The following is a 16,180-nucleotide window of genomic DNA, read 5'->3' on the forward strand; positions in this document are numbered from 1 at the left end:
AGAACCGAAAGAGTTAAGCAGATTTCCGGGGTTTGGGCAATGCGCGCCCGGCCCCGGCCAACGGAGAACCCGATGAATCCAAACCCCTCCCCCGCATCGACCGCCGAAGCGAAGCTAACCACCCCCTGGACCCAGGCACCCGCCGGCGGCCAGCGCTTCGCCGTGGCCGACGGTGTGTACTGGGTGCGCATGCCGCTGCCCTTCGTGCTCGACCACGTCAATCTGTGGCTGCTCGACGACGGCGACACCCTGGCCGCCGTGGATACCGGCTACGCCCTCGACGAGGTGCGCGCGCACTGGCAGGCCCTGCTGGGCGAAGACGGCCGCGCGCTGCGCCGCCTGGTGCTCACCCACTGCCACCCCGACCACCTCGGCCTGGCCGCCTGGCTGGCCGAACAGCATGGCGCACGCGTCCACATGACCCAGGGCGAATTTCTCGGTGCGCAGGCGATCTGGCACCAACTGCCCGGCCACCGGGTGGAGGACATGGTGGCGCAGTTCCGCACCCACGGCCTGGACGAAACCCGCCTGGACGCCCTCGCCGAACGCGGCAACGCCTACCGCCGGGGCGTGCCCGCGCTGCCGACCACCTATCGCCGGCTGATCGACGGCGACCGCCTGCGCATCGGCGCGCACGAGTGGGAAGTGATCACCGGCTACGGGCACGCGCCCGAGCATGCCAGCCTGTACTGCGCCGCACTCGGTGTGCTCATTTCGGGCGATATGCTGCTACCGCGCATTTCCACCAATGTCAGCGTTTACGCGGCCACGCCGGACGACGACCCCCTGGGCCGCTTCCTCGATTCGCTGCAGCGCATCATTAACTTGCCGGTCAATACGCTCGTGCTACCATCGCACGGAAGGCCCTTCCGTGGGATCCGCACGCGCATCGACCAGCTCGTCGAGCACCACCGCGCACGCTGTGCCGAGTTGCTCGCGGCTTGCGAGACGCCTCGCAGCGCTGGCGAACTGCTCAACACGCTGTTCCCGCGCGAGTTGGACACCCATCAAGTGATGTTCGCCATGGGAGAGGCCATCGCCCACCTGAACCACCTCGCGGCGCGCGGAGCGCTGCGTGGACAGGCCGGCAGCGACGGCATCATCCGTTTTGCCAGAAGAATCCTTTGAAAGAGGAGTGGAACAAGAAAATGGCTGCACCCGCGACCGACGAAAAACGCCCCGAGCTTCCCGACCCCCAGGAGCTCGCCAAAACCTACGCCGAAGTGGCCCAGCGCGCCTCGCACCTGATCAGCGAGCACGTGCAGCGCCAGTTGAAGAAAGGCGTGGCCGCGCCCGCCGATGAACTGGGCATCGCCCAGGCCTTCATGGACATGATGGCCAAGCTGCTGGCCAACCCCTACAAGCTCGCCCAGGCGCAGATGGGCCTGGTGTGGGATTACTTCTCGCTGTGGCAGCACTCCATGCTGCGCTTCATGGGCATGCATGCCGCCCCGGTGGCCGCCCCGGAGAAGACCGACAAGCGTTTCAAGGACGAGGAGTGGGAGCAGCACTTCCTGTTCGACTTCATCAAGCAGTCCTACCTGATCGCCGCACGCCACGTGCATGACACCGTGTGCTGCGTGGACGGCCTGGACGAGCACACGCAGAAGAAGGTCAACTTCTACACGCGCCAGTACATCGACGCGATGAGCCCGTCCAACTTCGCCGTCACCAATCCCGAGGTGTTCCGCGAGACCCTGAAGAGCAACGGCCAGAACCTGCTCAAGGGCCTGAACAACCTGCTGCGCGACATCGAGGACGGCGGCGGCAACCTGCGCGTCAAGATGACCGACACCACGGCCTTCGAGCTGGGCAAGAACGTCGCCACCACGCCGGGCAAGGTGGTCTTCCAGACCGACATGATGCAGCTCATCCAGTACACCCCGACCACCGAGAAGGTGTACAAGCGCCCGCTGCTGGTCATTCCGCCGTGGATCAACAAGTTCTACATCCTCGACCTGCGCGAGAAGAACTCCTACATCAAGTGGTGTGTGGACCAGGGCCACACGGTGTTCGTGATCTCCTGGGTGAACCCGGACGAACGCCAGGCCGAGAAGACCTTCGACTCCTACCTGCAGGAAGGCATCCTGGCCGCGCTCGACGCCATCGAGCAGCAGACCGGCGAGAAGGAAGTGAACGCCGCCGGCTACTGCCTGGGCGGCACGCTGCTGGCCACCACGCTGGCCTATCTGGCGGCCAAGCGGCAGAAGCGCATCGCCGCGGCGACCTTCTTCACCACCATGACCGACTTCGCCGACCCGGGCGAGCTGGGCGTGTTCATCGACGAAACCCAGGTCACCAGCCTGGAAAAGAAGATGTTCGAGCGCGGCTACCTGGAAGGCTCGGAAATGGCCGGCACCTTCAACCTGATGCGCGCCAACGACCTGATCTGGTCCTTCGTGGTGAACAACTACCTGATGGGCAAGGATCCGTTCCCCTTCGATCTGCTGTACTGGAACTCCGATTCCACCCGCATGCCGGCGAAGATGCACAGCTTCTACCTGCGCAAGATGTACATGGAGAACAAGCTGGTCGAGCCGGGCGGCATCGAGGTCGACGGCGTGCCCATCGATCTGGGCAAGATCAAGGTGCCGTGCTACTTCATCTCCACCATCGAAGACCACATCGCGCCGTGGAAGAGCACCTACGCGGGCGCGCGCCATTTCGGCGGACCGGTGCGCTTCGTGCTGGGCGGCTCCGGCCACATCGCCGGCATCGTCAACCCGCCGGTGGCCAACAAGTACGGCTACTGGCTGAATCCGGTCGCCAGGCTGCCGGAAACCGCCGGACAATGGTTCGACGGCGCCCAGCAGCAAGCCGGTTCGTGGTGGACCGACTGGCAGGCCTGGGTGGTGGCCCATGACGACGAACAGGTCGCCCCGCGCAACCCGGCCAAGGGCAAGCTGAAGGTGCTGGAAGAGGCGCCGGGCAGCTTCGTCAAGATTCGTCTGGACGCCCAGGCAGCCGAGTAAGACTGGCTTTCCGGGCCTGAGACACACAGCAGGGCGCACCGCGCGGAAACCGCCGGTGCGCCCTGTCTTTTCATGCCGGACGGCGCACAAGCCCAGGAAAACGCATGTCTTCCCCCCGCCTGGTGCTCGACACCAACACCGTGATGGCCTTGTGGCTGTTCGAAGACCCGCGCCTGGCGGCCCTGCGCGCGGCCGCCGAACAGCGCCGGGTCGGCCTGGTCGCGCGCGCCGACGCACTGGAAGAACTGCGCCGCGTGCTCGCCTATGCGCAGTTCGGCGTGACACCCGCGCGGCAGGCCGAACTGCTGACGTATTACCGCGACCTGAGCAGCGCGGCCCCGCAGCCCGGCATGGAACCGCCTTCGCTGCCGCAATGCCGCGACGCGGACGACCAGAAATTCCTGGAAATCGCCCGCGACGCACAGGCCGACGCCCTGCTCACGCGCGACAAGCTGCTGCTGCGCCTGGCCCGCCACCGCCTGGTGCGCGAGCGCTTCGCCATCCTCACGCCGGACGCCTTCATACCTCCGGCGAGTTGAGTCCACGCACCGCCAGACGCCGGCGCAGGGCCGCCAGATAACGCAGGCCGGCCACCGCCCGGCTGCCGTACCAGGAACACATTTCGCCATCGATCAGCTGCGCCGGACGCCCGCCGAGCGCCTCGACCTCGGGCAGGTGCCGCGCCGTGAAGCGATAGGGTTCGGACGACAGCAGCACCCCGGCCGCCCCGCGGATCTCCGCGGCACGCCAATCCACCTCCGGGTAGCGCGCCGCCGCGGAGGCCGGCACGGTCCGCCAGCCGACCTCCGCGAGGCAGGCGGAGATGTAGGTGTCTCGCGCCACGGTCATCCACGGTTCGCGCCAGATCAGGTACAGCACGTCCTCGGCCGGCAGTTCGGCTCGCAAGGCACGCGCCTCGTCGAGCGCACCGCGCAATGCTGCCTGCAGGCGCAGCGCCTCTCCGGAACAGCGGAACAATCCGCCGAACAGTTCGCAGAGCGCCAGATTGTCCTGCGGCGCGCACGGATGGGTGACGACCACCACCGGAACGCTGGCGGCCAGTTCCTCCACCGTCTCGCGGCGGTTCTCGTCGATATTGACGATCAGATGCGTGGGCGCCAGCGCGCGCACCGCGTCCAGCTTGACGTCCTTGGTGCCGCCGACCTTGGGAACCGCGCGCAGCGCCTCGCGCGGATGCACGCAGAAACCGGTGCGGCCGACCAGTTGCCCGGTCAGCCCGAGATCGCAGAGCAGTTCGGTGAGCGACGGCACCAGGGAAACGATGCGCACCGGCCCCTCGGCCGGGCGGTGCTCGCGGCCCGCTGCGTCGATGAGTTGTCCCATGGGCGCGGAAGTCATCCCGGCATCTCCGGATTCGGCGCACGGCCGACAACGCCCATGCTGACCGGCTCTTGGCCGCAGATCAAGCGCCCCCGGGACGACCGGCGGCCGTGGTGCTCAGATCAGCGACCCGCCGCTGACGATGTTGCGCGCGTCCTGTTCGGTGATGCGCACCGTGGCATTGGCGATCACATGGGCGACCAGCCAGTCGTTGAGGCGCTCCGCACCGTCGCCTTCAAAACTCACGAAGGCGCAACCGGCCTGTCCGCCACCGGCGTCCTGCAGATAATTGACCACCTGCGCGATGCCGCGGATCTCGTCCGGCACCCCGCTGCGCACCAGCACGAAGGGGAAATCGCGCCCGGACGCGGGGGCAGTCGAAGCCGGATAAGCGAAACCTTCCAGCGAAAGATCGTTGAGCGCCAGCTTGATGTCATCGACGATCACCCAGAAGCACGCCTGTCCCCAACGTGTCGCCAGGAAACGCTGACGGCTGCGCCGCTCCACGCTGTCCTGCTCTTCGCCCGCCGGTGCCTCGTCGTTTGCCGCCATCGCGCTCTCCGTCCTCATCTCGTGCCTGCCGGGCGCCGATCATAAACCATGCAGGGCGGATGGCAGAAGGTTCAGAGTGGCAAGCCGCGCGGCTTGCGCCCGGCGCGTGCGAACAGGGTGTCGAACAATACGCGCGGCAGCAGGCGCAGCAGGCGGGCGACGATGCCCATCTGCCAGGGCACGACCACCCAGCGCCGGCCGGCATCCACCGCCGCGGCGACGCGACGCGCGGCCTCGTCGGCCGGCAGCAGGAAGGGCATGGGATACGGATTCACTGCGGTCATCGGTGTGGCGATGTAGCCCGGCGCCACGGTGACCACGCGCACGCCGGAACCGTGCAGTTCCACGCGCAGGCTTTCCAGATAGCTGATCGTGCCGGCCTTGGACGCGCAGTAGGCACCCGCCCCAGGCAGGCCACGAATGCCGGCCACCGAGGCGATGCCGACCAGGCGGCCGCTGCCGCGCGCGCGCATCGGTGCGACGAAGGGCTGGAAGGTGGCCACCATGCCGAGCAGGTTGGTGCGCAGCACCCGCTCGAAAGCCTCGAGATCCGCGACGTGTTCGGTGAGCGTGCCGACCGACACGCCGGCATTGGCGATGACCACGTCGGGTACGCCGAAGGCCGCCGTGAAACGCTCGGCGACGGCGCGCAGGGCGGCCGGATCGCCGCAATCGGCCGGCAGCGCGAGCACCTCGCCGGGCAGTTCGCGCGCCAGTTCATCAAGCACCTCGGCACGGCGCGCCACCAGCCCCAGGCGCACGCCGAGCGCGGCGTAGTGGCGCGCCAGCGCCATGCCGAGGCCGCTGGAAGCTCCAGTGATCAGGACCGCGGGTAGTTGCGCCATGCCGCCCGGCGCCAGCCGGGAACTCAGCCCTTGCGGTCGGCGCGCGCGCGCGCGACCAACTGGTCGAGCATGCGGATGGCGCCTTCGTGGCCGCCGGCCATCGAACTGGAGGTCAGGTATTTGCCATCGACCACTAGCGTGGGCACGCCCTGGATCTTGAACGCGCGGGCGCGCTGGTCGCCGCGCTGCAGCATGGACTGCACGCCGAAGGACTTGTAGGTGTCCATGAAACGCTTCTCGTCGGCCACCTTGCCGGCGATCCAGCTGCGCACGCCGGCTTCGGTGTGCAGCGGCACGCGCTGCTGCTGCACGGCGGCGAATACCTTGTCGTGCAGCGCGCCGATGTCGCCGGTGGCCTCGGCGGTGTAGTAGAAACGCGCCAGCCCTTCGAGCTGCGGGTTGTTCCATTGCGCCGGCACATGGCGCAGAACCACGTCGTCGGCCTGCTGTTTGGCCCACAGGCTGAGCAGCGGCGCCAGGTTGGCGCAGTGCGAGCAGCCGTAATGGAAGAACTTCACCACCTCGATGCGCGCCGGCTCGTCGGTGGGCTGGGGCGGGTTGACGACGACGAAGCCGGCGTCCTGGGCCAGCGCGGCGGCGGCCGGGGAGGCGAGTACGCCCAGGGCGGCGAGTTGCTTGAGGGCGGTGCGGCGATTCATGGAGTTCTCCGGTGAGCTGTGACGGCACCATAGACGGTGCCGGGGTGAAAAACGTTCCGCTGCGCTCAAGGCGTGGCGCGCACCACCGTGGCGGTGAAACCGCCTTCGGCCAGGCGCGAGCGCATCGGCGCCATCTCGTCCGGACGCGCGAACGGACCGATGCGCACGCGGTGCACGATGCGTCCATCCGCGGTCTGCCCGCGCTGCGCGCTGGCCTCGATGCCGGCCAGGGCCAGCCGGGCCTTGAGATTGTCGGCCTCGCCCGGGTCCTCGAAGGCGCCGACCTGCAGGTACAGGCGCTCCGCCTGCGCCGGCGCAGGCTGCGGCGCGGGCGTCGGCTGGGCTACCGGTGCCCCGTCACCCTGCGGCAGGATCTGGTAGAACTGGAAATCCTGGCGCACCACCGGGCGGTCGCCCGGCTTGCCGGGCAGCGCCACCGGCGGCTGATCGCCGTTGGCCGCGCGCGGCATGTTCGGCGCGGCCTGGAAGGGATTGGCGCGGGTGAAGTACCAGGCCGCGCCGGCGGCGAACAGCGCGCCCAGCACCAGGCCGATGAAGATGCCAATGACGATGCCGCCGCCGCTGCGCGCGGGGGAACGGGCGGGCTTGCGCCCGGATTTTTGATCACGGCTCACGCGATTCTCCGCAGACTACATGGTTGCCGGCGCGGACACGCCGAGCAGGCCCAGACCGGTGACCAGCACCTGGCGCACCGCAGCGGCCAGGGCGAGGCGGGCGAGCTTGAGCGCCTCGTCTTCCACCAGCATGCGCTCGGCGTTGTACCAGCCATGGAAATCGGCCGCCAGATCCTTCAGATAGAAGGCGATCTGGTGCGGGGCGTAGTCCGCCGCCGCGTTCTGCACGAGCTCCGGCCAGACCGCCAGGCGGGCGCACAGGGCCAGTTCGCGCTCGCTTTCCAGGCGGCCCAGATCGGCCCCGGCGAGTTCCGCCGCCTCGCCGTTCCATTGGGCCAGCACCGAGCACACCCGCGCGTGGGCATATTGCACGTAGTACACCGGATTCTCGTTGCTCTGGCTCTTGGCCAGGTCGAGGTCGAAGTCCAGATGCTGGTCGCTCTTGCGCAGCACGTAGAAGAAGCGGCAGGCGTCGTTGCCGACCTCCTTGCGCAGTTCGCGCAGCGTGACGAACTCGCCCGAGCGCGTGGACATCGAGGTCTTCTGCCCGTTGCGGTACAGCACGGCGAACTGCACCAGCGCCACTTCGAGCTTTTCCGGCGGCAGGCCGAGCGCGGCGATGGCACCCTTGACGCGCGGGATGTAGCCGTGGTGGTCGGCGCCCCAGATGTCGATGATGCGGTCGAAGCCACGCTCGTACTTGTTGAGGTGGTAGGCGATGTCGGAGGCGAAATAGGTGTACAGGCCGTTCTCGCGCTGCACCACGCGGTCCTTCTCGTCGCCGAAATCGGTGGAGCGGAACCACTTGGCGCCATCCTGCACGTAGAGGTGGCCAGCCTGCTCCAGCTGATTCACTGCGCGCTCGACCAGCCCGGTGTCGAACAGGCTCTGCTCGGAGAACCATTTGTCGAAGCGCACGCCGAATTCGTCCAGGTCCTCGCGGCCGTCGCCGAGCTGCTCGTTCAGCGCAAAGCCATGCACCCACGGATAATCCTGGCCGAGCAGGCGCTTGGCGGCGGCGATCAGCGCGTCCAGATGCTCCTCGCGCTGCTGCTTGGCCTCGTCGTCCTTGCGTTCGGCCGGCGGCAGGCCGGGCGTGCCTTCCAGCAGCTGCTCGCGGGTCACGCGGGCAAAGCGGTCCTGATGCGCGTCGCGCAGCTCGCGCGCCATGCCGACCACGTAATCGCCTTGGTAGGCGTTGGGCGGAAAATCCACCTCGACGCCGAAGAAGGCCAGATAGCGCAGCCAGGTGGACAGCGCCAGGATGTCCATCTGCCGGCCGGCGTCATTGACGTAGTACTCGCGGGTGACCTCGTGGCCGGAGAACGCCAGCAGGTCCGACAGCGAAGCGCCGTAGGCCGCACCGCGCCCGTGGCCGACGTGCAGCGGGCCGGTAGGGTTGGCGGAAACGAACTCCACCTGCACCTTCACCCCCGTGGGCGCGCCGCGCCCATAGTCCGCGCCGCGCGCCAGCACCTCGCCCACCACGGCGGTCTTGGCCGCGCGCGCCAGGGTGAAGTTGATGAAACCGGCGCCGGCCACTTCGGCCTTGGCCACCAGCGGCGACGCGGGCAGCTCGGCGAGCAGCAGGGCCGCCAGTTCACGCGGATTGCGCTTGAGCGGCTTGGCCAGCTGCAGGGCCAGATTGGTGGCGAAATCGCCGTGGCTGGCCTGCTTGGGACGCTCCAGCAGGATCGCGGTATCGGCCTGATCGGGCGCCACGCTGTTCAGCGCGGCGCGCAGCAGGTCGGTGAGGAGGACTTTCGGATCGGCGCTCATGGCACTCGCAGGGACGAAAAGCGCTGAATTATAACGGATCGCCCCCGCCCGCCCGGTAAAACCGCGTAACGCGCCGGGGCAATCGCATGAACGGGCCGAGATGCGCGCTGGCGCGCTACCCCTGTTGCGCAGCCATGTCTTCGTCACGGCCGCCGCCTTCCCGGATGCGCCGGACGCGCCCAGACGCAAGCACGATGCCGAACATGCCTCCCAGCATGCCGCCCGCCACGACGCTCGCCACGGGAGCGAGCCGGCGCCGCCTGACTTCCACACCTTCCGGCGGCACCACGAACCGCATGCCGGACAAATAGGCGTCGCGCCATCCCTCGCGCTCCACGCCGAGCTCGTTCCAGGTATGTTCGACGATGTCCACGGCCATGTCCTGCCCCTGGAACACCGCAGCCTGGATATCCTTGAGCTGGTCGAGGAAGGCACGGCCGGTAGGCGCCCGATGCAACGCCTGCTGAGCCTGGCAGTAGTATTCGAGCTTCAGCGCGCCGGACAGACGGTCGCGCGTGTGGCGGGCCGCGGCGAGTTGCAGATCGGCGATCTGGATTTCCGCGGCCATCAATTGGACGGCGGGCCGCAGGAAATGCTCCGTGCCTTTCTGGTACCCCGCCGCGCCGGCCTCGGGATCGTGGGCAATGGCCGCGAGCAGACCGACGATTCGGCTTTCGGCCTGGCGGATGGCCAGTTCGTTCCGGATCCGGGCAGTGCGCAGTTCCTGCTCGCGTGCGCGAAAGGCGCTGCATCGGGCGGGCAGGATGGCCTCCATGCTTGCGCGGATGATCGATTCGCGGACGTATTCGGACAGCAGTACCACTGGAGCGCCACCGGTCGCTTCGCGGTGCTCGAAGGCGATGCGAATACCGAGCACGGCGGACGACGATTCATCGGCCTTGATGCCGGACCCTTCCCGATCCTCGTGGGCAGCAGCAAGCTCAAGTTTCAGTGTTCTTCCATAGCGCGCCGGGTTCTCCGCGAGTGCATGGAGGACCCTTCCGGCCGGCGTGCCGGCCTGGCCGCTGTCGTGCAGAAACTGTCGCAGGCGCATGCCGTCGGCCAGGCTGGCTTCATAAGGCTTGTAATCGCCCACCGAGCGGATCAGGGGGACGAGGAACAGCCCTTCGGTGACATAGCGGGTAGACAACAGGCTGGCCCCCAGGCCGAGCGCCATGCCAAGGATTATTCCGGCAACTGCGAACAGCCCCCTGTGCCGCCGCAGCGTGGAGGCCCATGGACGCAGATCGACTTCGTCTTCGGCATATGCCGGCAAGGCAGGCTGATTGTTCTGCATGGAGTGAAAGGAAGCGTTGCGGCCGGCGGTACGGAATTCGTGGGCAGACCGGCATCCGGCGCCGCCACTCCCTTTCCGGCTGGCATATGGGCGGAGTGTGCCGACAACTTTACTTTCAGTCAATTTATAACATATACCAATCAACGACGAGCCGGCTGCTAGCGTTGTGCTCATGCAGCCTTATCTCGAACGCGACGCCTTCAGTGCCCGCCTGCGCGAAGCCCTCGCGCGCGCCGCACCCGATGCGGCGCGACCCACGGCACTGGCACGGGAATTCAATCGGCGCTACCCAGGGGCTCCGGTAACGCTGCATGCCACCCGCAAGTGGCTGGAGGGCGAAGCCATCCCGGCGCAGGACAAGCTTCGCGTGCTCGCCGACTGGCTCGGAGTCACCGCAGAATGGTTGCGTTTTGGTCAAGGGCATGCACTGGCCGGCATGCGCGAGCAGAATCGACAGTTCGATTACCAATTGATGCGTGATATCGCCGCACTGACGGAGGCGCATCAACAGGTGGTGCGCGATCTCGTCAGATCGCTGCAGCGCTCGGAAACCCCTTGAGCGGTTTTCCGTCTCTTTCCCCTGCCCCGCTTTGCGGCTAAAGTCCGCGCTTTAGCGCTGCCACCATCCCATTCCCGTGCGTCTGCTCCGCCTCGCCAAGATTGTCTCCGTCGGCCTGCGTTTCGGCCTCGACCGCATGGTGCTCGACGCCGACGCCAGCGGCCGCCTGGCCCGCGTCTGGAACGTGCCGTTCTTCTGGCGGCGCTTCGCCGAGCCGCGCGCCGTGCGCCTGCGCCGCGCGCTGGAGTCGCTCGGGCCGATCTTCGTCAAGTTCGGCCAGATGCTGTCCACCCGGCGCGACCTGCTGCCGCCCGACCTCGCCGACGAACTGGCGCTGCTGCAGGACCGCGTGCCGCCTTTCCCCACCGAGCAGGCGCTGGCCGTGCTGGAAGGCTTCTACGGCAAGCCGGTGGACGAGGTGTTCCGCGACTTCGAGCGCACTCCGGTGGCCTCCGCCTCGGTGGCGCAGGTGCATTTCGCCCGCCTGCCGGACGGCACCGAGGTGGCCGTGAAGGTACTGCGCCCGGGCATCGAGCGCGTCATCGCCCACGATCTGGCGCTGATGGAAGCCGCCGCCATCCTGCTCGAAAAACTCTGGCCGGAAGGCCGCCGGCTGAAGCCGCGCGAGGTGGTCGCCGAGTTCGCCAAGTATTTGGCCGATGAACTCGACCTGATGCGCGAGGCGGCCAACTGCTCGCAGTTGCGGCGCAACTTCACCGATTCCAGCCTGCTCATCGTGCCCGAGGTGTATTGGGACTGGTGCGGGCGCTCGGTGATGGTCATGGAGCGCATGCGCGGCACGCCGATCTCGCAGATCGCCACACTGCGCGCGCAGGGCACGGATCTGTCGAAGCTGTCGCGCGCCGGTGTGGAGATCTTCTTCACCCAGGTGTTCCGTGACGGCTTCTTCCATGCCGACATGCACCCCGGCAACATCTTCGTGCATGCCGACGGGCGCTACATCGCGCTCGACTTCGGCATCATGGGCACGCTCACCGACGTCGACAAGAACTACCTGGCGACCAACTTCCTGGCCTTCTTCAAGCGCGACTACAAGCGCGTGGCACAGGCCCACATCGACGCCGGCTGGGTGCCGGCGAAGACCCGCGTGGATGAGTTCGAGAGCGCCATCCGCGCGGTGTGCGAGCCGATCTTCGACAAGCCGCTGAAGGACATCTCCTTCGGCAAGACCCTGCTGCGCCTGTTCCAGACCGCACGCCGCTTCGAGATGGAAGTGCAGCCGCAGCTGGTGCTGCTGCAGAAGACCCTGCTCAACATCGAGGGACTGGGCCGCCAGCTCGACCCCGAACTCGATCTGTGGAAGACCGCCAAGCCCTTCCTGGAGCGCTGGATGGACGAGCAGATGGGCTGGCGCGCGGTGCTGCGCGGCGTGCGCGAGGAAGCCCCGGCGTGGGCCGGCACCCTGCCGCAACTGCCGCGTCTGGTGCATCACGCGCTCACCGAACCTTCGCGCCAGCAGGCCGCGATCCGCGAGGAACTCGCCCGCCTGGCACGCGCGCAGCGCCGCCAGGGCCGCCTGGTCGCGCTGATCGGCGTACTGCTCGCCGTGCTCGTCGGCATCGAACTGGTCCGCCTGCTGGGCTGAACGAATCCCCGCACGCGCGCCTCTAACCGGCATCCGGGGCGCGGGCGCGCGCTGAGGTAGCGCAGGCGCCGGCCCGCAGACGAGAGGGCGGCCGCCATGACCACACCCACCCCGCTTCCCCACGGACCGCGCGGCACCATCCGGGTGGTATGCGCGGCCTCCTCGCTGGGCGCGCCACAGCCCGGCCCGGCCGCCGCACCGGAAGCCCTGCTGGCCGCCGGCCTGCTGCGCCGCCTGAACGCACACGGCGCCCCGGCCGAAGCCGATCCGCTACTGCGCCCCTTCGAAGCGCCGCCGCACGGCGCACCGATGGCCGAACGCCTGGAGGCCGCCGGCATCTATCTGCGCCGCCTGGCCGACCACGTCGCCGCGCTGCCGCAGGACTGCCTGCCGCTGATCCTCGGCGGCGACCATTCGGTGGCCGCGGGCACCTGGCGCGGCGTTGCGCGCCGCGTGCAGCCGCGCGGCACGCTCGGGCTGATCTGGATCGACGCCCACCTCGACAGCCACACCGATCTCAGCACCCACTCCGGCAACATCCACGGCATGCCGCTGGCCGCCCTGCTCGGCGAAGGCCACGAGGCGCTCACCGGCGTGCCCGGACCACGGCCGGACCCGAACCGGGTCTGCCTGATCGGCGCGCGTGCCTGGGAAGCGGAGGAATTGCAGCGCCTGACCCGCCTGGGCGCGCGCGTGTTCACCATGGCGGAGGTCCACCGGCGCGGGCTCGCCGCCGTGTTCCGCGAAGCGCTGGAGATCGTGCGCGACGGCACCGCCGGCTTCGGCGTGAGCGTGGATCTGGATGCCGTCGATCCGCTCGATATGCCCGCCGTGCTGTGCCCCGAGCCCGACGGCCTGCGCGCCGCCGAACTGGCCGATGCGCTGCACGCGCTGCGCGCCTGCGGCGATCTGGCCGCGCTGGAGATCGTCGAGTACGTACCGGAACGCGATCCGCGCGGCGAATCGGCAATCCGGGCGATGCGCTGCGCGGAAGCCGCGCTGGGCGCGGGCACCTATCTGCTGCGCACGCGCGAGCGCGAATTCGGCGCGCACAACTACGCGCCGCCGCCGGTGGTGTTCCAGCGCGGCGTGGGTGTCTGGCTGTGGGACGTGGAAGGGCGGCGCTATCTGGACATGATGGCCGCCTACTCCGCGCTGGCCTTCGGCCACGCCCACCCGCGCCTGCTCGGTGCGCTGACCGAACAGGCCGGCCGGCTCGCGCTGACCTCGCGGGCCTACGCCAACGACCGCTTGCCGATGCTGCTCGAACGCTTGTGCGTGGTGTTCGGCTATCAGCGCGCGCTGCCGGTCAATACCGGGCTGGAGGCGGTGGAAACCGCGCTCAAGGCGGCGCGCAAATGGGCTTACCAGGTCAAGGGCGTACCCGCCGGCACGGCGGAGATCATCGCCTGCCAGGGCAATTTCCACGGCCGCTCGATCGCCATCGTCGGGCTGTCCTCGGAAGCGCGCTACCGCCAGGGCTTCGGCCCCTTCCCGCCGGGCCTGCGCTGCATTCCGTACGGCGATCCGCAGGCGTTGGAAGAAGCCATCACGCCCCATACCGCCGCCTTCCTAGTCGAACCGCTGCAGGCCGAGGGCGGCATGATTGTGCCGCCCTCCGGCTACCTCGCGCGCTGCGCGGAGATCTGCGCACGCCACAACGTGCTGCTGATTGCCGACGAGGTGCAGACCGGCCTGGGGCGCACCGGCCGCCTGCTGGGCTGCGACCACGACGGCGTGCGTCCGGACGGGCTGATCCTCGGCAAGGCACTCGGCGGCGGACTGCTGCCGGTGTCCGCCTTCCTCGCCGACGCGGCGGTGATGGACGTCTTCCAGCCCGGCGACCACGGCTCCACCTTCGGCGGCAATCCGCTGGGCGCGGCGGTGGCCCTGGAAGTGCTCGACCTGCTGGCCGAGACGCGCATCTGGGAACACGCCGAACGCCTGGGCGCGGAGCTGCGCCGGCGCCTCGCGGCCAGCCAGGCACCCTGCGTACGCGAAATCCGCGGACGCGGCCTGCTGACCGGCATCGAACTGGCCGCCGACGGCCCCAGCGCCGCGCGCGCCGCCGAACTGCTGCTCACGCGCGGCATCGCCACCCGCGACGCGCGCGGCAACGTGCTGCGCCTGTCGCCGCCGCTGATCATCGACGACGCCGTGCTGGCCCAGGCGGCCGACACGGTCGGCGAAGTGCTGGGCATCCTGTCCGCCACGCACTGAAAAAGACACGCGGGCAGGCGCCGAAACACCCCTCACGCCGGCGGTTTCCCGGGCAGTTTTCCGGACGCTCGGAACGCGTCGTTTCCATGCGCACCAATGTTGTGCGCCTTTCGAGGCAGTTCCCGGACAATTACGCGCAAATCCGCTGAAATCCCCCCCACTCGGAGGATTTTCGTTGCTACACTTCGCCCCGAAAAATTCACTTACTTTTCGCGGAGAAAACCCTCCATGATGCTCTGGCTCGTCGTCGCCTATCTCGTCGTCTCGATCGGCATCGGCCTGATCGCGGCCGCCCGGGTGCACAACGCGCGCGACTACATCGTCGCCGGCCGCAATCTGCCCATGTACATCGTGCTGGCGATGGTGTTCGCCACCTGGTTCGGCGCCGAGACGGTGCTCGGCATCTCCGCCACCTTCCTCGACGAAGGCTTCCGCGGGCTGATCTCCGATCCGCTCGGCGCCTCGCTGTGCCTGGTGCTGTTCGGGCTGATCTTCGCCCGTCCGCTGTACCGCATGAACCTGCTCACGCTGGGCGACTTCTTCCGCGTGCGCTACAACCGCCAGACCGAGCTGATCCTGTCGATCTGCATCATCGTTTCTTACCTGGGCTGGGTGGGCGCGCAGATCACCGCGCTCGGGCTGATCTTCGACATCCTCTCCCAGGGCGCCATCACCCCCGCCCAGGGCATCCTCATCGGCACGGCGGTGATCGTGCTGTATACGCTGTTCGGCGGCATGTGGTCGGTGGCCATCACCACCTTCGTGCAGATGATCGTCATCGTCGCCGGCCTGCTCTACGTCACCTGGCTGGCCAGCGACATGGCCGGCGGCTTCACGACGGTGATCTCCAGCGCCGCCGCCGAAGGCAAGTTCGAATGGCTGCCGAAGCTGGACGCGCTCGACATCCTGGCGTGGACCGCCGCGCTGGTCACCATGGCGCTCGGCTCGATTCCGCAGCAGGACGTGTTCCAGCGCGTCAACTCGTCGAAGAACGAGAACATCGCGGTGTGGTCGACCGCGCTGGGCGGCATGGCCTACTTCTTCTTCGCCGCCGTGCCGCTGTTCCTCGCCTACTCGGCCACGCTGGTCGACCCGGCCATGGTCGAGCGCCTGATGGCCGAGGACACCCAGCGCATCCTGCCCACGCTGATCGTCGACTACATGCCGTTCACCGCCCAGGTGGTGTTCTTCGGCGCGCTGCTGTCGGTGATCATGAGTACCGCCTCGGGCACCCTGCTGGCGCCCTCGGTGACCTTCTCCGAGAACGTGGTGCGCGGCTTCTTCCCCGGCATGACCGACCGCCAGCTGCTGTGGACCACCCGCGTCACCGTGGCCGGCTTCGCGGTCATCGTCACCGCCTACGCGCTGTCCACCGACGCCACCATCCACCATATGGTGGAGAGCGCCTACCGCGTCACCCTGGCCGGCGCCTTCGTGCCGCTGGCCGCCGGGCTGTTCTGGAAGCGCGCCAACAACCTGGGCGCCGGGCTGGCGATCGCCTTCGGCCTAGCCACCTGGCTGCTGCTCGAATTCACCATGCCGGAAGGCGACATCGAACCGCAGCTCCTCGGCCTGTTCGCCGCCGCACTGGGCATGCTGATCGGTGGCTACGTCGGCCCGCGCAACCACCACCGCCCGCACGCCGGCCACCACCGCGCCGCCGCCGCCACCCACCACGCACGCTGAGCGTGCCGCCCCCTTGACCCCGGTCAAAG

14 protein-coding genes are annotated in these 16,180 nt (G+C 68.4%); 7 read left to right on the top strand and 7 right to left on the bottom strand.

Annotation, left to right across the window (positions count from 1 at the left end; translation table 11 throughout):
- Positions 1-72 precede the first annotated feature (72 nt).
- From E6C76_RS15855 to E6C76_RS15865, 3 genes are all read left to right on the top strand, one after another.
- The gene (locus E6C76_RS15855; protein ID WP_136349193.1) at positions 73-1,128 is read left to right on the top strand and encodes an MBL fold metallo-hydrolase; all 1,056 of its coding nucleotides are present in this window, start codon (positions 73-75) and stop codon (positions 1,126-1,128) included.
- A gap of 20 nt (positions 1,129-1,148) precedes the next feature.
- Positions 1,149-2,972, top strand: coding sequence for a PHA/PHB synthase family protein (locus tag E6C76_RS15860; protein WP_136349194.1), 1,824 nt, complete (start codon positions 1,149-1,151; stop codon positions 2,970-2,972).
- A gap of 104 nt (positions 2,973-3,076) precedes the next feature.
- Positions 3,077-3,511 (top strand): putative toxin-antitoxin system toxin component, PIN family, encoded by a 435-nt coding sequence (locus tag E6C76_RS15865; protein ID WP_136349195.1) that lies wholly within the window; start codon positions 3,077-3,079, stop codon positions 3,509-3,511.
- On the opposite strand, the gene E6C76_RS15870 is transcribed toward E6C76_RS15865, so the two are convergent.
- The 7 genes from E6C76_RS15870 to E6C76_RS15900 form a co-directional block, all read right to left on the bottom strand.
- A complete protein-coding gene (locus E6C76_RS15870) occupies positions 3,492-4,331 on the bottom strand; it encodes a helical backbone metal receptor (RefSeq protein WP_136349196.1) in 840 nt (279 codons plus the stop codon). The two genes, E6C76_RS15865 and E6C76_RS15870, sit on opposite strands and share 20 nt — an antisense overlap.
- Before the next feature lie 99 nt (positions 4,332-4,430).
- Complete coding sequence (locus E6C76_RS15875; protein ID WP_136349197.1) at positions 4,431-4,865, bottom strand: PilZ domain-containing protein; 435 nt, start codon at positions 4,863-4,865, stop codon at positions 4,431-4,433.
- Between the two features lie 71 nt (positions 4,866-4,936).
- Complete coding sequence (locus E6C76_RS15880; RefSeq protein ID WP_211090245.1) at positions 4,937-5,710, bottom strand: SDR family oxidoreductase; 774 nt, start codon at positions 5,708-5,710, stop codon at positions 4,937-4,939.
- Between the two features lie 23 nt (positions 5,711-5,733).
- On the bottom strand, positions 5,734-6,369 hold the full coding sequence (locus E6C76_RS15885; protein WP_136349198.1) for a thiol:disulfide interchange protein DsbA/DsbL: 636 nt from the start codon (positions 6,367-6,369) through the stop codon (positions 5,734-5,736).
- A 65-nt stretch (positions 6,370-6,434) separates the two neighbouring features.
- Positions 6,435-7,004 carry an SPOR domain-containing protein gene (locus tag E6C76_RS15890; protein WP_136349199.1) on the bottom strand — a complete coding sequence of 190 codons (570 nt, stop codon included), beginning with the start codon at positions 7,002-7,004 and terminating at the stop codon, positions 6,435-6,437.
- A 15-nt stretch (positions 7,005-7,019) separates the two neighbouring features.
- A complete protein-coding gene (argS, locus tag E6C76_RS15895; protein ID WP_136349200.1) occupies positions 7,020-8,783 on the bottom strand; it encodes an arginine--tRNA ligase in 1,764 nt (587 codons plus the stop codon).
- 115 nt (positions 8,784-8,898) lie between these two features.
- Positions 8,899-10,254: a lipopolysaccharide biosynthesis protein gene (locus E6C76_RS15900; RefSeq protein ID WP_136349201.1), complete on the bottom strand. Its 1,356-nt coding sequence runs from the start codon at positions 10,252-10,254 to the stop codon at positions 8,899-8,901.
- Here E6C76_RS15900 and E6C76_RS15905 point away from each other — a divergent pair.
- From E6C76_RS15905 to E6C76_RS15920, 4 genes are all read left to right on the top strand, one after another.
- The gene (locus tag E6C76_RS15905; RefSeq protein ID WP_211090246.1) at positions 10,253-10,639 is read left to right on the top strand and encodes a hypothetical protein; all 387 of its coding nucleotides are present in this window, start codon (positions 10,253-10,255) and stop codon (positions 10,637-10,639) included. The two genes, E6C76_RS15900 and E6C76_RS15905, sit on opposite strands and share 2 nt — an antisense overlap.
- Before the next feature lie 76 nt (positions 10,640-10,715).
- A complete protein-coding gene (gene ubiB / locus E6C76_RS15910) occupies positions 10,716-12,245 on the top strand; it encodes a ubiquinone biosynthesis regulatory protein kinase UbiB (RefSeq protein ID WP_136349202.1) in 1,530 nt (509 codons plus the stop codon).
- A gap of 96 nt (positions 12,246-12,341) precedes the next feature.
- Positions 12,342-14,465 carry an ornithine--oxo-acid transaminase gene (gene rocD / locus E6C76_RS15915; protein ID WP_136349203.1) on the top strand — a complete coding sequence of 708 codons (2,124 nt, stop codon included), beginning with the start codon at positions 12,342-12,344 and terminating at the stop codon, positions 14,463-14,465.
- 228 nt (positions 14,466-14,693) lie between these two features.
- Positions 14,694-16,151, top strand: a complete 1,458-nt coding sequence (locus tag E6C76_RS15920) for a sodium:solute symporter family protein (RefSeq protein WP_136349204.1) — start codon at positions 14,694-14,696, stop codon at positions 16,149-16,151.
- Positions 16,152-16,180: the final 29 nt, after the last annotated feature.

It is taken from the genome of Pseudothauera nasutitermitis (genome assembly GCF_004801295.1).
GTDB lineage: Bacteria > Pseudomonadota > Gammaproteobacteria > Burkholderiales > Rhodocyclaceae > Pseudothauera > Pseudothauera nasutitermitis.

Bases quoted from the DNA above. Each gene is read 5' to 3' on its own strand.
- E6C76_RS15920 (WP_136349204.1), top strand. From the start codon at position 14,694: ATGATGCTCTGGCTCGTCGTCGCCTATCTCGTCGTCTCGATCGGCATC.
- E6C76_RS15880 (WP_211090245.1), bottom strand. From the start codon at position 5,710: ATGGCGCAACTACCCGCGGTCCTGATCACTGGAGCTTCCAGCGGCCTC.
- E6C76_RS15865 (WP_136349195.1), top strand. From the start codon at position 3,077: ATGTCTTCCCCCCGCCTGGTGCTCGACACCAACACCGTGATGGCCTTG.
- rocD (WP_136349203.1), top strand. From the start codon at position 12,342: ATGACCACACCCACCCCGCTTCCCCACGGACCGCGCGGCACCATCCGG.
- E6C76_RS15885 (WP_136349198.1), bottom strand. From the start codon at position 6,369: ATGAATCGCCGCACCGCCCTCAAGCAACTCGCCGCCCTGGGCGTACTC.
- E6C76_RS15860 (WP_136349194.1), top strand. From the start codon at position 1,149: ATGGCTGCACCCGCGACCGACGAAAAACGCCCCGAGCTTCCCGACCCC.
- E6C76_RS15900 (WP_136349201.1), bottom strand. From the start codon at position 10,254: ATGAGCACAACGCTAGCAGCCGGCTCGTCGTTGATTGGTATATGTTAT.
- E6C76_RS15905 (WP_211090246.1), top strand. From the start codon at position 10,253: ATGCAGCCTTATCTCGAACGCGACGCCTTCAGTGCCCGCCTGCGCGAA.
- E6C76_RS15875 (WP_136349197.1), bottom strand. From the start codon at position 4,865: ATGGCGGCAAACGACGAGGCACCGGCGGGCGAAGAGCAGGACAGCGTG.
- E6C76_RS15855 (WP_136349193.1), top strand. From the start codon at position 73: ATGAATCCAAACCCCTCCCCCGCATCGACCGCCGAAGCGAAGCTAACC.
- argS (WP_136349200.1), bottom strand. From the start codon at position 8,783: ATGAGCGCCGATCCGAAAGTCCTCCTCACCGACCTGCTGCGCGCCGCG.
- E6C76_RS15870 (WP_136349196.1), bottom strand. From the start codon at position 4,331: ATGACTTCCGCGCCCATGGGACAACTCATCGACGCAGCGGGCCGCGAG.